Annotated in this window: 17 protein-coding genes; 13 read left to right on the forward strand and 4 right to left on the reverse strand. The window is 66.1% G+C overall.

The window, feature by feature from the left end:
• Positions 1–24 precede the first annotated feature (24 nt).
• From AC066Y_RS26700 to hemC, 12 genes are all read left to right on the forward strand, one after another.
• Entirely contained in the window at positions 25–819 is a 795-nt protein-coding gene (locus tag AC066Y_RS26700) for a FadR/GntR family transcriptional regulator (protein ID WP_478276461.1), read from the forward strand.
• Between the two features lie 44 nt (positions 820–863).
• Positions 864–2,282, forward strand: a complete 1,419-nt coding sequence (locus AC066Y_RS26705; RefSeq protein ID WP_478276462.1) for an amidase family protein — start codon at positions 864–866, stop codon at positions 2,280–2,282.
• Positions 2,283–2,303: 21 nt separating this feature from the next.
• Positions 2,304–3,752: an amidase family protein gene (locus tag AC066Y_RS26710; RefSeq protein WP_478276537.1), complete on the forward strand. Its 1,449-nt coding sequence runs from the start codon at positions 2,304–2,306 to the stop codon at positions 3,750–3,752.
• 220 nt (positions 3,753–3,972) lie between these two features.
• A complete protein-coding gene (locus AC066Y_RS26715; RefSeq protein WP_478276463.1) occupies positions 3,973–5,193 on the forward strand; it encodes an ABC transporter substrate-binding protein in 1,221 nt (406 codons plus the stop codon).
• 496 nt (positions 5,194–5,689) lie between these two features.
• The gene (gene cnbZ / locus AC066Y_RS26720; protein WP_478276464.1) at positions 5,690–6,442 is read left to right on the forward strand and encodes a 2-amino-5-chloromuconate deaminase CnbZ; all 753 of its coding nucleotides are present in this window, start codon (positions 5,690–5,692) and stop codon (positions 6,440–6,442) included.
• 124 nt (positions 6,443–6,566) lie between these two features.
• Positions 6,567–8,159, forward strand: a complete 1,593-nt coding sequence (locus tag AC066Y_RS26725; RefSeq protein ID WP_478276465.1) for a flavin monoamine oxidase family protein — start codon at positions 6,567–6,569, stop codon at positions 8,157–8,159.
• Entirely contained in the window at positions 8,156–8,566 is a 411-nt protein-coding gene (locus AC066Y_RS26730; RefSeq protein ID WP_456657098.1) for a c-type cytochrome, read from the forward strand. The genes AC066Y_RS26725 and AC066Y_RS26730 overlap by 4 nt, the downstream gene beginning before the upstream one ends.
• Positions 8,567–8,585: 19 nt before the next feature.
• Positions 8,586–9,074 carry a Rid family hydrolase gene (locus AC066Y_RS26735; protein WP_478276466.1) on the forward strand — a complete coding sequence of 163 codons (489 nt, stop codon included), beginning with the start codon at positions 8,586–8,588 and terminating at the stop codon, positions 9,072–9,074.
• Positions 9,075–9,204: 130 nt separating this feature from the next.
• The gene (locus tag AC066Y_RS26740) at positions 9,205–10,623 is read left to right on the forward strand and encodes a M20/M25/M40 family metallo-hydrolase (protein ID WP_478276467.1); all 1,419 of its coding nucleotides are present in this window, start codon (positions 9,205–9,207) and stop codon (positions 10,621–10,623) included.
• The gene (locus AC066Y_RS26745; RefSeq protein ID WP_478276468.1) at positions 10,623–11,441 is read left to right on the forward strand and encodes an aspartate dehydrogenase; all 819 of its coding nucleotides are present in this window, start codon (positions 10,623–10,625) and stop codon (positions 11,439–11,441) included. Before AC066Y_RS26740 ends, AC066Y_RS26745 begins: the two co-directional genes overlap by 1 nt.
• On the forward strand, positions 11,441–12,061 hold the full coding sequence (pncA, locus tag AC066Y_RS26750; protein WP_478276538.1) for a bifunctional nicotinamidase/pyrazinamidase: 621 nt from the start codon (positions 11,441–11,443) through the stop codon (positions 12,059–12,061). Before AC066Y_RS26745 ends, pncA begins: the two co-directional genes overlap by 1 nt.
• 65 nt (positions 12,062–12,126) lie before the next feature.
• Positions 12,127–13,137 (forward strand): hydroxymethylbilane synthase, encoded by a 1,011-nt coding sequence (hemC, locus tag AC066Y_RS26755; RefSeq protein WP_478276469.1) that lies wholly within the window; start codon positions 12,127–12,129, stop codon positions 13,135–13,137.
• Positions 13,138–13,166: 29 nt separating this feature from the next.
• On the opposite strand, the gene AC066Y_RS26760 is transcribed toward hemC, so the two are convergent.
• Together AC066Y_RS26760 and AC066Y_RS26765 are read right to left on the reverse strand one after the other, a co-directional pair.
• Positions 13,167–13,955 carry a crotonase/enoyl-CoA hydratase family protein gene (locus tag AC066Y_RS26760; RefSeq protein WP_478276470.1) on the reverse strand — a complete coding sequence of 263 codons (789 nt, stop codon included), beginning with the start codon at positions 13,953–13,955 and terminating at the stop codon, positions 13,167–13,169.
• Positions 13,956–13,987: 32 nt separating this feature from the next.
• Complete coding sequence (locus AC066Y_RS26765; protein ID WP_478276471.1) at positions 13,988–15,118, reverse strand: aromatic ring-hydroxylating oxygenase subunit alpha; 1,131 nt, start codon at positions 15,116–15,118, stop codon at positions 13,988–13,990.
• Positions 15,119–15,288: 170 nt separating this feature from the next.
• Here AC066Y_RS26765 and AC066Y_RS26770 point away from each other — a divergent pair, with 170 nt between their 5' ends.
• Positions 15,289–16,239, forward strand: a complete 951-nt coding sequence (locus AC066Y_RS26770) for a LysR substrate-binding domain-containing protein (protein WP_478276472.1) — start codon at positions 15,289–15,291, stop codon at positions 16,237–16,239.
• Positions 16,240–16,275: 36 nt separating this feature from the next.
• Here AC066Y_RS26770 and AC066Y_RS26775 read toward each other — a convergent pair whose 3' ends face one another.
• A complete protein-coding gene (locus tag AC066Y_RS26775) occupies positions 16,276–17,019 on the reverse strand; it encodes a DUF1045 domain-containing protein (protein WP_478276473.1) in 744 nt (247 codons plus the stop codon).
• Positions 17,020–17,039: 20 nt separating this feature from the next.
• Positions 17,040–18,212 (reverse strand): alpha-D-ribose 1-methylphosphonate 5-triphosphate diphosphatase, encoded by a 1,173-nt coding sequence (locus tag AC066Y_RS26780; RefSeq protein ID WP_478276474.1) that lies wholly within the window; start codon positions 18,210–18,212, stop codon positions 17,040–17,042.
• Between the last annotated feature and the right edge of the window lie 20 nt (positions 18,213–18,232).

The raw sequence follows: 18,232 nt of genomic DNA on the forward strand, positions 1-18,232 counted from the left end.
CTCGATCCTATTTATGATCATAAAATGGATAAATTGGCTCTACCCTCCCTGGACCCGTCGCGGCGCGCCTCGATCAAGCGCAAGCGCTCGGACGCGGTCGCCGATCTGATCCGCAGCCACATCTTCCAGGCCGGCTTGCAGCCGAACAACCGGCTGCCGCAGGAGGTTGAGCTGATCGAGATGTTCGGCTGCAGCCGCTCGACCATCCGCGAGGCCCTCAAATCATTGGAAGTGCAGGGGCTGGTGCAGAACACCACCGGTCCCGGCGGCGGCGCGCGGGTGGCGCCGGTGTCGATCAACCGGATCGTCGGCCTGCTCAGCAACTACTTCTATTTCCAGTCGATCAGCACCGCGCAGATCTACCAGATCCGTCGCCTGATCGAGCCGGAGCTCGCCTTCAGCGTGGTCGGCCACCTCACCGCGGAGCATTTCGCGGCGCTCGACAAGGCGATCGCGGTTCAGGAGCATCATCCCGGCGGCATCGCGGACTGGGAGCACCACCGCCACGCCGAGATCGATTTCCACGACATCCTGATCGAGGCCTGTCCCAATCCGCTGCTCGGCCTGGTCGCCCGCTTCGTCAACGAGGCGATCCGGCATTTGATCGGCAAGCTCGGGGTGCAGGAATTCGCCTCGAGCTTCACCTGCGAGAATATCGAGTTTCACAAGCGCCTGATGGCTGCGTTCCGCTCCGGCAATGCCGCGCGCGCCCGGCGCGTGATGCTCGACCATGTGCTGAGCGCCGAAGCCGTGGTCGTCCCCGCGGAAGACCGCCGCATGGATCTGCCCGTCTTTCACCAGCCGTTGCGGCTCGACTGAACCGCATCGGTTGACTGCTGCATCACGCGTTGGAGGAAACAACAATGGTCACGCGGCGCGAAAATGAATTGTGGAGCTGGTCGGCCGTCGATCTGGCGCGCGCGATCGCGACGCGTGTGATCTCGAGCCGGGAGGCCGTGCAATCCAGCCTCTACCGGATCGCGCAGGTCAATCCGGCATTGAACGCCATCGTTGAGGTGCTCGCCGATGAAGCGCTGGCCACGGCAGATGCTGCGGATGAAGCGGTGAAATCCGGCGCGGCGCTCGGCATGCTGCACGGCGTGCCGGTCACGATCAAGGTCAATGTCGATCAGCGCGGCCATGCCACCACCAACGGCGTCGTCGCCTTCCGCGACGTCATCGCGACCGAGGACAGCCCGGTGGTCGCGAATTTCCGCAAGGCCGGCGCCGTCATTGTCGGCCGCACCAACACGCCGGCCTTCTCGCACCGCTGGTTCACCAACAACGATCTGCATGGCGCGACCTATAATCCGTGGAGCCGGCGGCTGACGCCGGGCGGCTCCAGCGGTGGCGCCGCATCGGCCGTGGCCTCCGGCATGGGCGCGATCGCGCACGGCAATGATTTCGGCGGCTCGATCCGCTATCCCGCCTATGCCTGCGGCGTCGCCGGCCTGCGTCCGACGCCGGGACGGATTCCTTCGTTCAATCCGTCGGCGACTTCAGATCGTCCGATCACGGCGCAGATGATGTCGGTGCAGGGGCCGCTCGCGCGCTCGGTCGCCGATCTGCGCACAGCCCTTGCCGCGATGGCGCAGCCGGACGCGCGCGACGGCACATGGCTGCCGGTGCCCTTGCAAGGTGCGCCGCTCAAGCGTCCGGTCGGCGTTGCGATCGCGGCGGCGCCGTTCGGTGACGAGGCGCCGGAGGTCAGCACAGCGGTGCGTGCCGCCGGACACTGGCTCGCCGAGGTCGGCTTTGCCGTGGAGGAGACCGTGCCGCCGCGGCTCGCGGAGGCCGCCGATCTCTGGCACCGGCTCGTCATCAATGAGGAGCGGCGCGTGCTCGCGCCGATGATCCGCAAGTTCGGCGACGTGAGGGCCCGCTACAATCTGGACGGCCATATTGCGTATGCGCCGGAGCTCGATGGCGATCAGGTGCTGGCCTGCTTCGAGCAGCGGCTGGCCATCGTGCGGGCCTGGCAGCTGTTCCAGGAACGTTGCCCGGTCATCATCCTGCCGGTCTCGGCGCAACTGCCGTTCCGCTTCGATCAGGATCAGGAGGACGCAACGGTGGTGCGTGCGCTGCTCGATGCGCAGCGGCCGCTGCTCGCCGTCCCCGCGCTCGGCTTTCCGTCGGTCGTGGTGCCGACGGGGACCGCCGGCGGCGTGCCGGTCGGCGTCCAGGTGATCGCCGGCCGTTTCCGCGAGGATGTCTGTCTCGCCGTCGCCGAGGTGATCGAGGCGCGTGCGTCGACGCTGACGCCGATCGATCCGCGCGACTGAACCAACAACAAAGCACTCAACATAACGGGAGAACACCGCGTGACGAATGCACCGATCTGGCAATGGTCCGCCGTCGAGACGGCCGCGGCGATCAGGAACAACGAAGTGACCTCCGAGCAGGTGGTTCGCGCCCATCTCGATCGCATGCACGCGGCCAATCCGGCGCTCAACGCCGTCGTCATCGATCTCGGTGACGCTGCGCTGAAGGCGGCTAAGGCGGCGGACGAGGCGCTGGCGGCGAGCAAAGGGAAGGGCGGCGCCGTCGGACCGCTGCACGGCGTGCCGGTCACGATCAAGATCAACATCGACGTCGCGGGCCAGGCCAATTCGAACGGCGTGGTCGCCTTCAAGGACAATATCGCGCCGGGCGACTCGCCGGTGACGGCCAATCTCAAGAAGGCCGGCGCAATCATCATCGGCCTGACCAACACGCCGGAATTCTCGCTGCGCGGCTTCACCGACAACCCGCTGCACGGCTTGACGCGCAATCCCTGGAACGCGGACGTGACCTGCGGCGGATCCTCGGGCGGCGCCGGCGCGTCGATCGCGGCCGGCATCGGCACCATCGCGCATGGCAACGACATCGGCGGCTCGTTGCGCTGGCCGGCGCACTGCAACGGCATTGCCACCATCAAGCCGACCCAGGGCAGGATTCCGGCGTTCAATCCCAGCGCCACGGCAGAACGGCCGCTGATGGCGCAGTTCATGTCGTCGCAAGGACCGCTGGCGCGCCACGTTGCCGACGTGCGCCTCGGCCTCGAGGTGATGGCGCAGCGCGACCCGCGCGATCCCTGGTACGTGCCGGCGCCACTGACGGGGCCGAAGCCGGCCGCACCGGTCAAGGTCGCGGTCGCAAAGATCCCCGAAGACATGGCGACCGATCGCGGCGTGATCGCGCTTCAGCGCAAGGCGGCCGATTATCTGGCCGACGCGGGCTACGCCGTCAGCGAGGTCGAGGTGCCCGATCTCAACAAGGTCTGGCAGCTCTGGTGCGACCTGATCATGACGGAAACCCGCATCCTGCAGCAAGACCAGATGCTGGCGACCTCCAGCGCCGACTTCCAGAAGACGTTCCACGGCTTCATGGCGCTGGCCAACCCGCTCGACCAGACCGGCTACATGAAGGCGATTGCCGAGCGGTCGCGCCACATCAGGAACTGGATGATGTTCCTCGAGCAGTATCCGCTGGTGCTGATGCCGACCTCGGTGCGCCAGACGCCGGAGGTCAATGCCGATCTCGGCGGCGACCAGCGCGTCAAGGAGTTGTTCTGGAACGATTTGCGCTTCATTTCGTCGATGAACGTGCTGGGGCTGCCGGCGGCCGTGGTGCCGGCCGGCCTGCATGAGGGATTGCCGGTCGGCGTCCAGATCGTCGGCTCGCGCTATCGCGAGGACATGTGTCTCGATGCGGCCGAGGCGATCGAGCGCAAGGTCGGCATCCTGGCAAGACAATTGTGGGAGCGGCGCTGAGGCGATTTCGAAAACCACCCAGCACTGTAAGGAACGCCGCGGCGAGATCTCGTCGCGGCGTTCGCATGATCGGCGACGCGCTCGTGTCGGCGCCCCGGCCATGTTCCCCCTCCCGGAATTCTCGCGCGGAATCGCAGGGCGCCATGCCGGCCACGGGGTTGTCGGCGATCCCTGATTGCTTCAGGAGATCATTCGAACCATCCGAACCCTTGGGAACGAAATGTCCATCACGAAACGCTCGCCTGTCCTGGTCGCAATTGCCGCCGCGTGTCTCTCTCTTGCGGCCGGCGCTGCCCGCGCGGAGGATGGTGTCCTGCGGGTCGGCATCATCACCGACATGAGCGGGCAATATTCCGACGGCAATGGCCCGGGATCGGTGATCGCGGCGCAAATGGCCGCGGAGGAAATCGGCGGCACGGTCGCCGGACGCAAGATCGAGATCATTTCGGCCGATCACCAGAACAAGCCCGATGTGGCAACCGGCATCGTGCGCAACTGGATCGACAACAAGGGTGTCGACGTGATCGCCGAAGGCGTCAATTCCGCGGTGGCGCTCGCGATCCAGACCGTGACGCGCGAACGCAAGAAGCTGTTTCTGATCTCGGGCTCTGGCTCGTCCGACCTCACCGGCAAGCAGTGTTCGCCGACCAGCGTGCAGTGGACCTACGACACCTATGCCTCCTCGAACGCGACGGCGAAGGCCGTGGTAGCGCGCGGCGGCACGCCCTGGTTCTTCCTCACGGCGGATTACGCGTTCGGCCAGGCGCTGGAGCGCGACGCGAGCAAGGCCGTGACATCGGCCGGCGGCAAGGTGCTCGGCGCGGTTCGGCATCCGTTCGACACCGCCGATTTCTCATCCTTCCTGCTGCAGGCCCAATCCTCCGGCGCAAAAATCCTGGCGCTCGCCAATGCCGGCTCCGACTTCCGCAACGCGGTGTCGCAGGCCGACGAGTTCAACATCCGCGCCAGCATGCAGCTCGTCGCGCTGCAGGTGACGCTCACCGACGTGCCCGCGCTTGGCCTCGCGCACGCGCACGATCTGCTGTTCACCGATTCCTTCTATTGGGATCGCACGCCCGAGACCCGCGTCTTCGCCCAGGAGTTCTTCAAGCGGCATGGCGCGATGCCGACGGCCTACCAGGCCGGCGTCAACTCGGCGCTGCGGCATTATTTCAAGGCGGTCACGGCGACCAACTCGGTGGATTCGGAGACCGTGATCGCGCAGATGCGCAAGACTCCGGTCAATGATTTCTTTGCCCAGAACGGCGTGGTGCGCGAGGACGGCCGCATGGTGCACGACATGTATCTGATGCGCATCAAGAAGCCGGAAGAGTCCAAGAGCAAGTGGGATCTCTACGAATATCTCGCGACGGTGCCGGGCGACCAGGCCTTCCGTCCGCTCGATGAAGGCGGCTGCCCCTACCTTGCCAAGCCGCATTAGGGCGGGAGACGCCGCAGAATGCTGTGAGGTGAGCACGTCTCTCAGGCTCCCTCTCCCCTTGCGGGAGAGGGTGGGGAGAGGGGTGGCCCCGGGGCGAGCTGAACGATCAGGGCACCAACCGCGCAATCGCGTTCACTCATCGCTGTGACGAATTCGGAGAGAGCCCGTCGTGTGGCACCCCTCTCCCTAAACCTCTCCCGCAAGGGGGGAGGGACCCCGGCCGCCGGTGCGTCCCTCACGCGCGCCCACTGAGTTGCCCGACGGCGCAAGCCCCTTCGCTCTCCCTGCGCCCTCTTCTGCATTCGATGCCGTCCTGCGAAAGCAGGGACCCACAACCACGAATGGTTATTGTTGCGCGCCGCTGGAACGACGAGTCCCCTTAGCAACATCCGCCGCAGAGTATGGGTCCCTGCTTTCGCAGGGACGACAGCTGTGATGAAATCAAGCGGAATGTAATCGTGGCGGCCGTAGCACGGCGCTCATATCGAGAGGCACCATGACCAACACCATCGAGGCTTCCGACGGCGGCTACCGCTTCATGCCCGGCGTCAGTCAGTATTCCTGCGGCGTCGGTGCGCTGCCCGGTTATGCCATCGAGCGGGTCAGGTTCTCCGAACCGGTACCCTTGACCGCGGGTTTTGAACGGATAGCCGAGATCATCAGGGACGCGGGCCGCCCGTTGACGGCGTTCGCTGCCTGCGAACTGCGTTCGCCGGCGCCGTTCACCGAGGACGGGTTCAAGGCGTTCAACGAGATCTACATCAAGACGTTGATCGCCTGGGGCGTGATGCGCGACGGCGTCAATCCGGTGGCCCGTAGCAACGTCTGTCCAAAGCTCGATCCGCCCGCCGAGCCGTCGTTCCACGCCTTCTGCTACACGGTGCCGGCGGCGAAGGATGCACCGACGAGCTTCGTCGTCGCCGGCAGCGGCGAGTCGGTCGAGGGCAAGGCCAATTATCGCGATCATACTGTCGCGCTCGGCGACACCAGCCCGGCCGGCATTCTGGCGAAGGCGAAATTCGTGGCTAACGAGATGGAACGCCGGATGAGCGCGTTCGGTGCCTCCTGGCGCGACACCACCGCGGTACAGCTCTACACCGTGCACGATGCCTATCCGGTGCTCGAAAGCGAGCTCGGCCGCCGTGGCGTGCTTCGCAACGGCCTGACCTGGCATTTCGACCGGCCGCCGGTGGTTGGATTAGACTATGAAATGGATTGCCGGCGTGTGCAACTCGAACGCGTAGTGTGATGTATCGGTCGCGTGATGCATCAAAAGCGCGTGTGGGCGGATGTGTAAGCGCGTGCCCTTTCTTGACACGGGTCGCGTCAACCGTTTCCCTTCGCCATCGAAATCATCGGCTGGGTGAACGCGGGTGCAGAACCAATCTGTGATCAGGCGGCGGGATTTGCTGGCGCTGATCGGGACCATCGCCGGCAGTTCGGCGATGTATCAGGCGATGACGAGCCTCGGCTTCGCATCCGAGTCCGCCTACAAGGGGCCGCTCAAGCTCGCGGGCGACGTGAAGGGCGCTTCGGTGCTGATTCTCGGCGCGGGGCTTGCCGGCATGACGGCGGCGCTGGAGCTACGCAAGGCCGGCTACAAGGTCCAGATCCTCGAATTCAACAACCGCGCCGGCGGCCGCAACTGGTCGATCCGCGGCGGTGACAGTTTTACCGAGCTCGGCGGCTTCAAGCAGACCTGCCAGTTCGAGCAGGGGCTCTATCTCAATCCCGGCCCGTGGCGGATTCCCTATCATCACCGCGCGCTGCTCGATTACTGCCGCCGGCTCAACGTGACGCTGGAACCCTTCATCCAGCTCAACCACAATGCCTATCTGCACGCGACGCGTGCGTTCGACGGCAAGCCGCAACGCTTTCGCAGCATCAAGGCGGACTTCCAGGGCGGAGTGTCGGAGCTGCTCGCGAAAGTCAGCCAGCAGGGCCGGCTCGACGAGTTCGTCAGCAAGGAAGATCAGGAGATCCTGCTGCAGTCGCTGCGCGACTGGGGCGCGCTGGATCGCGACTACAAGTACAATGCCAACCTGGGCTCGGCCGAGTTCCGCGGTTATGCACGCGATCCCGGCGGTGGCTTGATGGGTGATCCGCTGCCGAGCGACCCGGTCTCGCTGCAGGAGCTCTTGCGGTCGCGGATGTGGCGCTATTTGCAGAGCTATGCGCGCTACGATTTCCAGACCACGATGTTCCAGCCGGTCGGCGGCATGGACATGATCGGCAAGGCGTTCGCGCGCGAGGTCGGCGATCTCATCCGCTATAACGCCAAGGTGACGCAGATCCAGCAGAACGGCTCCGGCGTCACCGTGAGCTATGTCGACACCACTAGTCCGTCCGCGGTGCAGCAGGCGACCGCCGACTGGTGCATCTGCACCATTCCGCTGCCGATCCTGAGCCAGCTGCCGCTCGACGTCAGCGGGCCGATGAAGAATGCGATCGAGTCCTTGCCCTACGCCGCCTCGGTGAAAGTCGGGCTGCAGTTCAAGCGGCGGTTCTGGGAAGAGGATGAGGCGATCTATGGCGGCATCAGCTACACCGACCTGCCGATCCGGAACATCGGCTATCCGAACTATGGTTTCAACCGCGGCGGCCGCGGCGTCCTGCTCGGCGCCTATTTGTACGAGGGCGCCAATTCCTTCGAGTTCACGGCGATGACGCCGGCCGAGCGGGTCGCCAGCGCGGTCGAGTTCGGCGCCAAGATCCACCCGCAGTACAAAAGCGAGTTCGAGAACGGCGTCGCGGTGGCGTGGCATCGCGTGCCGTTCACGCTCGGCTGCGCCGGTGAATGGACCGAAGCCGGGCGGGCGCAGCATTACCGCAATCTCTGCCAGATCGACGGCCGCATCGCGCTGGCGGGCGAGCACGCTTCGCAGTTGCCGGCCTGGCAGGAGGGCGCCATCCTGTCCGCGCTCGACGCCATTACCCGATTGCACGAACGCGTGGTGAAGACATGATGGTGCGGACAGGAACATCGGTTATCGCGGCGCTTGCACTGCTGTCCGCGACCGCGGCCCTCGGGCAGGACAGCGGGGTGACCAAGCGCACCTTCTCTTCGGGCTACCGTTTCGTGGAGATGACCGGGGAGGAGCTGTTCGGCAGTGTCTGCCAGGGCTGCCACATGCCGGATGCGACGGGCGCGAGCGGCGCCGGCACCTATCCCTCGCTCGCCGGCAACAAGAATCTCGAGACCGGCAGCTATCCGATCTACCTCGTCGTCAACGGCCGCCGTGGCATGCCGGCGTTCGGCGACATGATGACCGATGGTCAAGTCGCCGCTGTTGTGAACTATCTGCGGACGCACTTCGGCAACACCTACCAGGACGCGGTGACGACCAAGGACGTCCAGGACGCCCGCCGCTAACCACTTTGGAGAGAGTTCGATGAAATTCATCGGTATCGCACTGGGCGCCGCGCTGTCGGCGATGGCGACCGCTGCCTCGGCTGACGTGGTCAGGCATCCGATTCCCAACTCGACCTTTCCGATCGCGCAGGCGGTGACGGTCACCGGCAACACCACGACGGTCTATGTCAGCGGCCAGGTGCCGCCGGTCGCCAACAAGGATGCCGATCCGTCGAGCCCGCAGGCCTATGGCGACACCAAGACCCAGACCGTCGGCGTGCTCAACCGCATCAAGGCCGTTCTGGAAGGCCAGGGGCTCGGCATGGGCGACGTCGTCAAGATGCAGGTGTTCCTGGTGCACAATGCGGCTGCGCCGATGGACTTCAAGGCTTTCATGGAGGGCTACACCCAGTTCTTCGGCGGCAGCCAGCCGAACCTGCCGGCGCGCTCGGTGGTCGGCGTCGCCGCGCTCGCCAATCCCGGCTTCCTGGTCGAGATCGAGGTGATTGCGGCCAAGGAGGCCAAATAAGGACTCCAAATAGCGTGCGCGAAAGCGCGGAGCATGCGCGCGGAAATTGAAGGGCTCGCCGTCTTGCCAAAGCGCGTGCCGCCTGTCTGAATTCATCTCCAATCAGGTGGTGGAATTCTGGGAGAGCACGATGTCGCACAAGCCCCGAAACATGGTTCGAGCGCTGCAGATCGCGGCAGCGTTCGTTCCGCTCCTGCTCGCGTCCGGCGCCAGCGCGCAGGGACTGACCGAGCAGCAGCAATTTGCCCGCGGCATCTACCAGGAACTGGTCGAGATCAACACGACCACCGCGACCGGCGATACCCAGAAGGCGGCAGAGGCGATGGGCGCGCGGCTGCGCGCGGCGGGCTTTCCCGAGGGCGACGTCCACGTGTTCTCGCCCGCCCCGCACAAGGGCAATCTGGTGGCACGGCTGCACGGCTCCGGTGCGCGCAAGCCGATCCTGCTGGTCGCCCATATCGACGTCGTCCCCGCCCTCCGCGAGGACTGGTCGGTCGATCCGTTCAAGCTCACCGAGCAGGACGGCTACTTCTACGGCCGTGGCTCGAGCGACGACAAATACATGGCGTCGGCCTTCATCACCAATCTGATCCGCTACAAGAAGGAGGGCTACAAGCCCGACCGCGACATCATCGTCGCGCTCGAGACCGACGAGGAGATCCTCGATGCCAACGGTCTCGGCATGCAGTGGCTGATCAAGAACCACCGCGACCTGATCGACGCCGAGTTCGCGCTCAACGAAGGCGGCGGCGTCGGCCTGAAGAACGGCAAGGCGATCCGCAACAGCGTGCAGACCAGCGAGAAGGTCTCGATCGGCTACCAGCTCACCGTGAAGGATCGCGGTGGCCATAGCTCGCTGCCGCGCAAGGACAATGCGATCTATCGGCTCGCCGAAGGCCTGGTGCGGCTCTCCAACTACGACTTCCCGATGAATCTCAACGAGACCACGCGAATCTATTTCACCAAGACCGCCGAGGTCGACAAGTCGCATGCCGACGATATCAAGGCGATCCTGGCACCGCAGCCTGACCCGGCGGCGCTGGCGCGTTTGTCGGAGAATCCCGGCTACAACGCGCAGCTCCGCACCACCTGCGTCGCGACCATGCTGGAAGGTGGCCACGCCATCAATGCGCTGCCGCAGCTGGCAACCGCCAAGGTGAATTGCCGGATTCTGCCCGGCGAGCCGGTCGAAGGCGTTCAGGCGATGATCGAGCGCGTGCTCGCCGACAAGCAGATCGAAGTGACCCCGACCGGAAAAGCCGTGTTGAGCCCGCCGTCGCCCTTGAACGAAGAGATCATGGGATCGGTCGAGAAGCTGTCGAAGGAGTTCTGGCCGAATGCCGAAATCGTCCCCGTGATGAGCACCGGCGCCACCGACGGCAGCTATCTGCGCAACGCCGGGATTCCGACCTATGGTCATTCCGGGCTCGGATCCGATGTCGATGACAACCGGAATCATGGCAAGGACGAGCGCGTGCTCGTCAAATCGTTCTATGAGGGCGAGGAGTACCTCTATCGCCTGGTCAAGATGCTTGCCGGCGGGAAATGATGGCTGACAGCAAGGCAAAGATGCGGGTTGCGGTCGCAGGCCTCGGCGCGATCGGCACCGATGTCGTCAAGGCGCTCGATCGGGGCATCGAGGGCCTGACGCTGGTTGCGGTGTCGGCGAACAGTCCGGACAAGCACCGCGGCTGGATCGCCGAGCTCAAGTCTGCGCCGAAGCTGGTGCCGATCGATGAGCTTGCCGAGCTCGCCGACATCGTGGTCGAGTGTGCGCCGAGCAAGCTGGTGCGCGCGATCGTGGCGCCGGTGGTCGAGCGCGGCAAGACCGCGGTCGTGCTCAGCGTCGGCGCGCTGTTGCAGAACGAGGACCTGGTCGACCTCGCCAGGGCGCATGGCGGCCAGATCATCGTGCCGACCGGCGCGCTGATCGGGCTCGATGCCGTGACTGCGGCTGCGGTCGGGACCATCCATTCGGCAAGGCTGGTGACGCGGAAGCCGGTCGCGGGCCTCATCGGCGCGCCGCATCTGGTCGAGAACAACATCCGGATCGATGACATCACCGAGCCGCTGCGCGTCTTCGAGGGCAGCGCGCGCGACGCCGCGAAGGGCTTTCCGGCCAATCTCAACGTCGCGGTGGCGTTGTCGCTCGCCGGCATCGGGCCCGATCGCACAAGGGTCGAGATCTGGGCCGATCCGACGGTGACACGCAACACCCACCGGATCGAGGTCGATTCCGATTCCGCGCGGTTCTCGATGATGATCGAGAACATCCCCTCGGAGAACCCCAAGACCGGCCGCATCACGGCGCTGTCGGTGATCGCCTGCCTGCGCAAGCTGCGTGCGTCGTTGCGGATCGGAACGTGATGAAGATCGGGCCCGACGATCTCTTGCTGATCATCGACGTGCAGAACGATTTCTGCCCGGGCGGCGCGCTGGCAGTGGCCGACGGCGATGCCGTCGTGCCTGTCGTCAACCGGCTCGCCGGGCGCTTCGACCATGTCGTGCTGACCCAGGATTGGCACCCGGCGGGCCACAGCTCGTTTGCGAGCTCGCATCCGGCCGCGGCGGCGTTCTCCTCGGTCACCATGCCCTATGGGCCGCAGACGCTGTGGCCGGATCATTGCATCCAGGGCACGGCGGGCGCCGCGTTTCATCCCGACCTCGTAACCGACCGGGCCGAGCTCGTGATCCGCAAGGGGTTCCGGGCCGCGATCGATTCCTATTCGGCGTTCTTCGAGAACGACCGGACAACGCCGACCGGGCTCGCCGGTTATCTGCGCGAGCGCGGCCTCAAGCGCGTCGTGATGGCCGGGCTCGCGACGGATTTCTGCGTGCAGTATTCGGCGCTCGATGCGCGGCGGCTTGGCTTCGAGACCGCGGTCGTGCTGCCGGGCTGCCGCGCCATCGATCTCGGCGGCTCGCTTGCTTCCGCCACCGCGGCGATGCGCGAGGCCGGCGTGGCGCTCGTTGAGGAGATTCCCTGAGCGTGGCCGGGTCGGGGCAAAAACCATTGTTTTAACTGGCCTTTTGTTCTAATCCCCAGCCGTTGATGATCACGCGCAGCGGAGCTTTCGTGTCGGGACAGGTTTTGCGGATCGGGACGCGAAAGAGCGCGATGGCGCTCGCACAGACGGATGAGGTCGCGCGGCTGCTGCGCGCCTCGGCGGGCGACCTTGCCGTCGAGATCGTCAAGTTCGAGACCCGCGGCGACCAGGACCAGACCAGCAAGCTGTTGCGTCACGGCGGCAAGGGCGGCGCCTTCGTCGCCGAGATCCGCGAAGCCATGCGATCAGGCACGCTGCAGGCTGCGATGCATTCGCTGAAGGACGTGCCGGGCAATGAGGAGACGCCGGGTCTCGTCCTCGCCGCGATGCTGGCGCGCGATGCCGCCAATGACAGTCTCGTGTTGCGGCCGGGTCTGACGCTGGATGCGTTTCGCGCCTCGCGCGGCAAGGGCTTCATGATCGGCACCAATGCCGTGCGCCGCGCCGCCTATCTGCGGAGGCTGTTTCCGGAGGCGACGGTCATTCATTTCCGCGGTGCCGCCGACACGCGAATTGCAAAACTCGATCGCGGTGCCAAGCAGCGGCTGCCCGATGGCGGCGAGGTGGGGCCGGCGGATGCGCTGGTGATGGCGCGTTCCGGCCTCGAGCGCATCGGCATGACCGCGCGCATCGCGCATGATTTCTCCGTCGACGAGATGCTTCCGGCGGTCGGTCAGGGCATTGTCGCGGTCGAATGCGTCGAGGGCGACTGGGCGACGCGGGCGCGGCTTGCCGGGATCGATAACGTGCAGTCGCGGCTCGCCGCCGAGGCCGAGCGCGAGGTGCTGTGGGTGCTCAACGGCCATTGCAATTCGCCGATCGCCGGCCACGCCATGCTCGCCGGACGCGAGATGACGCTGCGCGCCTCCGTGCTCGACGAGGCCGGCGCCGGCTTCATCGAGGTGACGCGGCGCGGACCGGCGGACCGGCCGCGCGAACTCGGTCGCGCCGTCGGGATGGAGCTGCTCGCGAAGGGCGCCGCCGAGATCATCGCCCGCACCCGGGTGGACGAGTAGCGTCCGCCGCCGCCGTCGCGATCGATTTCTCAGGCAATGTCGGCGAAATCGCCGTGCCGGCCCTTGCCGGCCGCGAAGCGGCGTGCGCCGGCCTCGGTCTCGCCGCTCGCAACCGTCGCAAGCCCGAGACGGAATTCGTTCAGCGTGGCCTGGTCCCAGCCGAGCTCCCATTGCTCGATCGCGGAGAGCCGGTCGCTGCGCAACGCCGCCTGCGGCAGGCGGCACAGATCATGGGCGAGGCTGTGCGCCTCGGCGAGCGCCGTACCGGGTGCGACCACGCGGTTGGCGAGCCCGATCCGTCCGGCTTCTTCGCCGGAGACACCGCGTCCGGTGAGGATCATGTCCATCGCGCGGCTGTGCCCGATCAGCCGCGGCAGGCGCACGGTGCCGAGATCCATCAACGGCACGCCGAAGCGCCGACAATAGACCCCAAAGGTGGCATCGCGCGCGGCGACCCGGAGATCGCACCAGATCGCAAGCTCGAGCCCGCCTGCCACGGCGGGTCCCTCGACTGCGGCGATCACCGGCTTCGACAACTTCATCCGCGTCGGGCCCATCGGGCCGTCGCCGTTCTCGACACGGTGGCCGCGATGACCGGCCGCGGTGCGCTTCAGGTCGAACCCGGCGCAGAACGCGCCGCCCGCGCCGGTCAGGATCGCGACCGACAGCGACGGGTCGCGATCGAAGCTACGAAAGGCCTGTGCCAGGCCCTGGGCGGTCTCCGGATTGACCGCGTTGCGCGCCTCGTCAAAGCGATCGATGGTCACGATCGCGATGGCCTGCTCGGTTCGGTATTTGACGGTCGGGTGGTCCAGCATGCTCGGTCCTCGGTCCGCAGTGTCGGAGCGGATCAGCGGGCGCCAGTGCGGCTCTCGATGATCGCAGCCAGGTTCTGGTGAAAATGCCTGATCGCACCCTCGAACAGGCCGAAGGTGAAGTGAGCATTTGCCCGCGTTGCGAGCCCGCGCTGCGCGGCGCAGGCCATCTCGCGATCTTCGGCCGCGCCAGCGGTGACGAAGTCGCGTCCCTGGGCGACCGCGGCGCGGCCATCTTCCGCGGCGATCTGGTTCGACAGCGTGTAGGTGACGAGCCGGGTGCGGTCCGCGGCGAGCGGCTCGAGCACCGTCATCAACCGGTTGGTCGGGAATGTCGACAGCATCACGTTCGGAAACAGGTGATAAACATGCGTCAGCATGCCGGTCGTGCTGCGCTCGCCCGGCGGCACATTGCGCAGCTTCTCGATGCGCCGATAGGGGAAGCTGATCCGGCTGTTGCGGCCGAAGGCTTCGATCACGTTGAGATTGTCGTATTGCAGCGGATAGAACGTATCCTGATGCGTCGATCGGATGTGGTAGCCTTCGAGGAACCCTTCAGCGACGATCTTCCAGTTGGCCTCGACCTCCTGCGCCGTGGTCGCGTAGAGCTTCCAGTCGTCACCGAACAGCGTCGGCATGCCGCCGGCGTCTGACGTTGCAGCGGGATCGTCCTGCGAGACGAACACCAGGCCGGCGCGCTCGATGCAGGTGACCGGCACGAGGCCGTGCGTGCTCTTGTCGAGGCCGGGAAAGCCGTAATCATCGGGGATGCCGCGGAGCCGGCCGTCGAGGCCATAGGTCCAGCCGTGATAACGGCAGGTCAGCGCCTTCCGGCAGCCGGCGCCGTCGACCAGCTGCACGCCGCGGTGGCGGCACGCATTGCGGAAGGCGCGCGCGATGCCGTCCGCGCCGCGGATCGCGACAACGGGCGTCATCGCCGCGTCGCGCGCGACATAGGCGCCGATCTCGGCGAGCGCAGCCGACGGGCAGAACGGCGTCAGCGTGCGACGGAACACATGTTCGATCTCGGCCGCGAAGCGATCCTGCGACAGATAATGCGCCACGGGTTCATGCCAGACGCCGTCGCTGAGATCGGTCGATTTGGCGTCGATATGCCTGAGGATGCGGTCGACGATGGATGCTTCGTCCGCGAGCTGTGCCGTCATCGCCGTCCTCCCGCTCGGTTGGCCGGGCTTGCCGCCGGTCCGTTTCGAGCGATAGGATTCCCTATTGCCCTGCACTGGACAAGCGAAACGAGCCAGGTTCGGATGAATCACATTCATCCGAACTTACTTTTCGCGCGACATCGACGGCGGCCGGCCGTTAGGATCGGCTGATGAGCAGGAACTATCCAAGGCCGGGGCGCCGGCCACCGTCGCAGGGGAGGGACGACCTCGCCGCAGCGAGCCTTCGGCCGGCGCATTTGCTGGCACTGCAGGCGTTCGATGTCGCGGTCAGGCTCGGCAGCTTCAAGGAGGCCGCCGGCGTGCTCAACGTCAGCGCCTCGGCGATCAGCCACCGTATCCGCAATCTGGAAGTCCATCTCGGCGTTGCGCTGTTTCACCGCGCCCATCGGGTTGTTCGGCCGACTCATGCCGGCGAGAAGCTGGCCGCTGCGACCGGTCGCGCCTTCGCGCTGCTGGCGCAGGCGGAGTCGGCAGTCGAGGCGGCTGGCCAACACCGGCTGCGGTTGAAGGTGCTGCCGCAATTCGCGTCGGCCTGGCTGATCCCGCGGTTATCTTCGTTCCTCACCCAGCATTCCGGGATCGATCTCGCGATCGAGACCTCGAACCGCAATGTCGATTTCGACACCGAGACCTTCGACGCCGGCGTCAGCTTCGGCCCCGACAAGCCCGAAGGCGTCGTCGCAAATCGCCTGATGGAGGTGAGGACCGTTCCGGTCGGTGCGCCGGCGCTGGCGCGGCGGTTGAAGCTGCGCACCGCAGGCGACCTCGGCCGCGCCGCCCTGATCCATGTGACGACATTCCCCGCAGCCTGGCCGCTCTGGTTCAGGCATGCCGGCGAGCCTGTGCCGCCCGCCACGCGCGCGATCTCGGTCGACAGCTTTGTGGCCGCGCTGCAAGCTGCCGAACGCGGCGCGGGCGTCGCGCTCGCGCTGGAACCCTTCATCGGGGAAAATGAGCGGCGCGGTACGATCCGCCGGCTCCTGCCGGTCGGGCATGTGACCGGCAGCTATTGGCTGGTTCATCCGCCGGGTGCGCAGCGCAATCGCGCGCTGCAGACATTCAAGAAGTGGCTGCTGGCCGAACTCGCGAAGCCCGATTAGCGCTTCGGTTCTGATTCAATCGGTACCGAAGCTCTCTCATTTTGACGCGTTTTCTTCACGCGAACCGGTGTCCACTTCGCTCGAAAACGCTCTCGCGCGCAACGGCCAGCTGCCGATGATGTGGAAGCGAGAAGCTGGATCCGCTTGCTTGAACAGCGCGATGCGGTCGATCGCGAGCGTCGCAAGGTCGATCGCCGCGAACCGCTCGCGCAGGCGTGCCACGATCGAGCCGCGCCGCTCCTCGCTCAGCCGTCCGGTCAGGGTCATGTGGAAGCGGAATTCCTCCATGACGTAAGGATAGCCCCAGCGATCGAGATAGTCGCGCTGCCGCTGCGTGAGCCGCTCGGGCTTGCGCCGCGCGCGATCTTGCGGCGTCAGCGGCGCACGGAAGGCGTCGAACTCGGTGACGCAATCGGCGGCGAGCTGTTGCAGATCATCGGAGCGGCTCGCCGGGATCACGGCGATGAAGCCGCTGATAGCATCGACAACAGGTTCGATCACCGGAATGCGCCGCGCGCGGCCGGCGAACGCAGCGCAGGCATCGAGGAGCTCGGCCTCGTTCCTGCCATCGGCAAGCGCAGTGGGTGCCTTCAGCGTGGCGTGAAAGCCGTATTTGCGCGGATCCTCCGTCACCTCGCGCCAGTCGGGCGCAACGCCATCGGGAAACGGCAGGTCGTCGCCTGACACGGCATCGTAGCCGAGCAGCGCCGAACCGAAGCGGTGCAGGGCGCTGTCGGGCGACGGCGCATAATAGATCGCGTAGCGCGGAGTGTTGGCCATGGCAGCAGAATAGGTCCTGACTATGCTGCCGCAACCGTTTTGCGCGGGGCGAGCGAGTGAACGAGGCAGTTCGCATCAGCCAGATGCACCAGCCGTCCAGCCGCGATCACGGCGACGATGCGCGGCCGCAGCGGCACCTTGTCGTCGACGACGACGATGTCGGCGCGGCGGCCCGCAGCGATCACGCCGCGATCGGCAAGCCCTGCCGCGCGTGCCGGCGCCGACGAGATCAGGTCCCAGGCCTTGGCAAGCGGCAGGATGCCATCGGCGGCGAGGCGGAACGCGGCGAGCAGCTGCGCCGGATAATAGTAGTCCGACGCCAGCACCGAGCAGAGGCCCTGTGCGATCATGTCGGATGCCTTGGTCCAGCCGGTGTGGCTGCCGCCGCGCACCACATTGGGCGCGCCGAACACGATGAAGTCGCCCGCGGCGGCGGCATCGCGCGCGGTCTCCTCATTGACGGGGAATTCGGCGATCGTGGCACCGAGCGCGCGAAACTCCTGGCGCATCGCCGGGCTGTTGTCGTCATGCGAGAGCATCCGAGTGTTCGCCGCGCGCGCCGCTGTAGCCAGGCGCGCGATCGAAGCGGGTACCTCGGGACGGCGCGCCACGATCCGATCGAGCATGTCGTTGACGGCTTCGAGCGAGAGCCCGGTGCGTTCGGCCAGCTGGTTGCGCTTCTTCGGCTTGACGTTGCTGTGGTCGTTGAAGGCGAACAGGTCGATGCGGCCTTCGGTGAGCCATTCAATGATCTCGGCTTCGGCCTCGAGATTGTGGGTCTCGTGACGCAGGTGGAAGCGCGTATCGGCGGCGAGCTGCGGCCGCAGCGCCTCGATCGCATCGAGCAGCTTGCGCGCGTTCTCCGCGCTGCGCAGACCGGGCTCCCACGACCAGGTCGTGCCATGGAAGACGGTGGTGATGCCGTTGGCGATCGCCTGCCGGTCGCTGTCGATCAGCGCCACGTCGGTCGGGAAATCGACGCCGGGGCGCGGCATCATCTGCCGCTCGAACGCATCGCCGTGCAGATCGATGATGCCGGGCAGCACCAGCAGGCCGCCGGCATTGATGTGAAGCGCGGCGCGGCCCTGTTCGGCGTCGAGCGCGCCGATGTCGCGGCCTGAGGTCCGCAGCGAGGTCTCGACCAAGGCGCCGTCAACCAGCGTGCGTCCGCCTTCGATGAAAATGTCCGTCACGATACGGGGCTCCGTTATTG

This window comes from Bradyrhizobium sp. USDA3010, from assembly GCF_056429065.1.

What these genes read in the sequence shown, in the direction of transcription:
- cnbZ (WP_478276464.1), top strand. Translation starts at nt 5,690, where the DNA reads ATGACCAACACCATCGAGGCTTCCGACGGCGGCTACCGCTTCATGCCC.
- AC066Y_RS26765 (WP_478276471.1), bottom strand. Translation starts at nt 15,118, where the DNA reads ATGACGGCACAGCTCGCGGACGAAGCATCCATCGTCGACCGCATCCTC.
- AC066Y_RS26735 (WP_478276466.1), top strand. Translation starts at nt 8,586, where the DNA reads ATGAAATTCATCGGTATCGCACTGGGCGCCGCGCTGTCGGCGATGGCG.
- AC066Y_RS26700 (WP_478276461.1), top strand. Translation starts at nt 25, where the DNA reads ATGGATAAATTGGCTCTACCCTCCCTGGACCCGTCGCGGCGCGCCTCG.
- pncA (WP_478276538.1), top strand. Translation starts at nt 11,441, where the DNA reads ATGAAGATCGGGCCCGACGATCTCTTGCTGATCATCGACGTGCAGAAC.
- AC066Y_RS26705 (WP_478276462.1), top strand. Translation starts at nt 864, where the DNA reads ATGGTCACGCGGCGCGAAAATGAATTGTGGAGCTGGTCGGCCGTCGAT.
- AC066Y_RS26745 (WP_478276468.1), top strand. Translation starts at nt 10,623, where the DNA reads ATGGCTGACAGCAAGGCAAAGATGCGGGTTGCGGTCGCAGGCCTCGGC.
- AC066Y_RS26730 (WP_456657098.1), top strand. Translation starts at nt 8,156, where the DNA reads ATGATGGTGCGGACAGGAACATCGGTTATCGCGGCGCTTGCACTGCTG.
- AC066Y_RS26760 (WP_478276470.1), bottom strand. Translation starts at nt 13,955, where the DNA reads ATGCTGGACCACCCGACCGTCAAATACCGAACCGAGCAGGCCATCGCG.
- AC066Y_RS26775 (WP_478276473.1), bottom strand. Translation starts at nt 17,019, where the DNA reads ATGGCCAACACTCCGCGCTACGCGATCTATTATGCGCCGTCGCCCGAC.
- AC066Y_RS26715 (WP_478276463.1), top strand. Translation starts at nt 3,973, where the DNA reads ATGTCCATCACGAAACGCTCGCCTGTCCTGGTCGCAATTGCCGCCGCG.
- AC066Y_RS26770 (WP_478276472.1), top strand. Translation starts at nt 15,289, where the DNA reads ATGAGCAGGAACTATCCAAGGCCGGGGCGCCGGCCACCGTCGCAGGGG.
- hemC (WP_478276469.1), top strand. Translation starts at nt 12,127, where the DNA reads ATGATCACGCGCAGCGGAGCTTTCGTGTCGGGACAGGTTTTGCGGATC.
- AC066Y_RS26740 (WP_478276467.1), top strand. Translation starts at nt 9,205, where the DNA reads ATGTCGCACAAGCCCCGAAACATGGTTCGAGCGCTGCAGATCGCGGCA.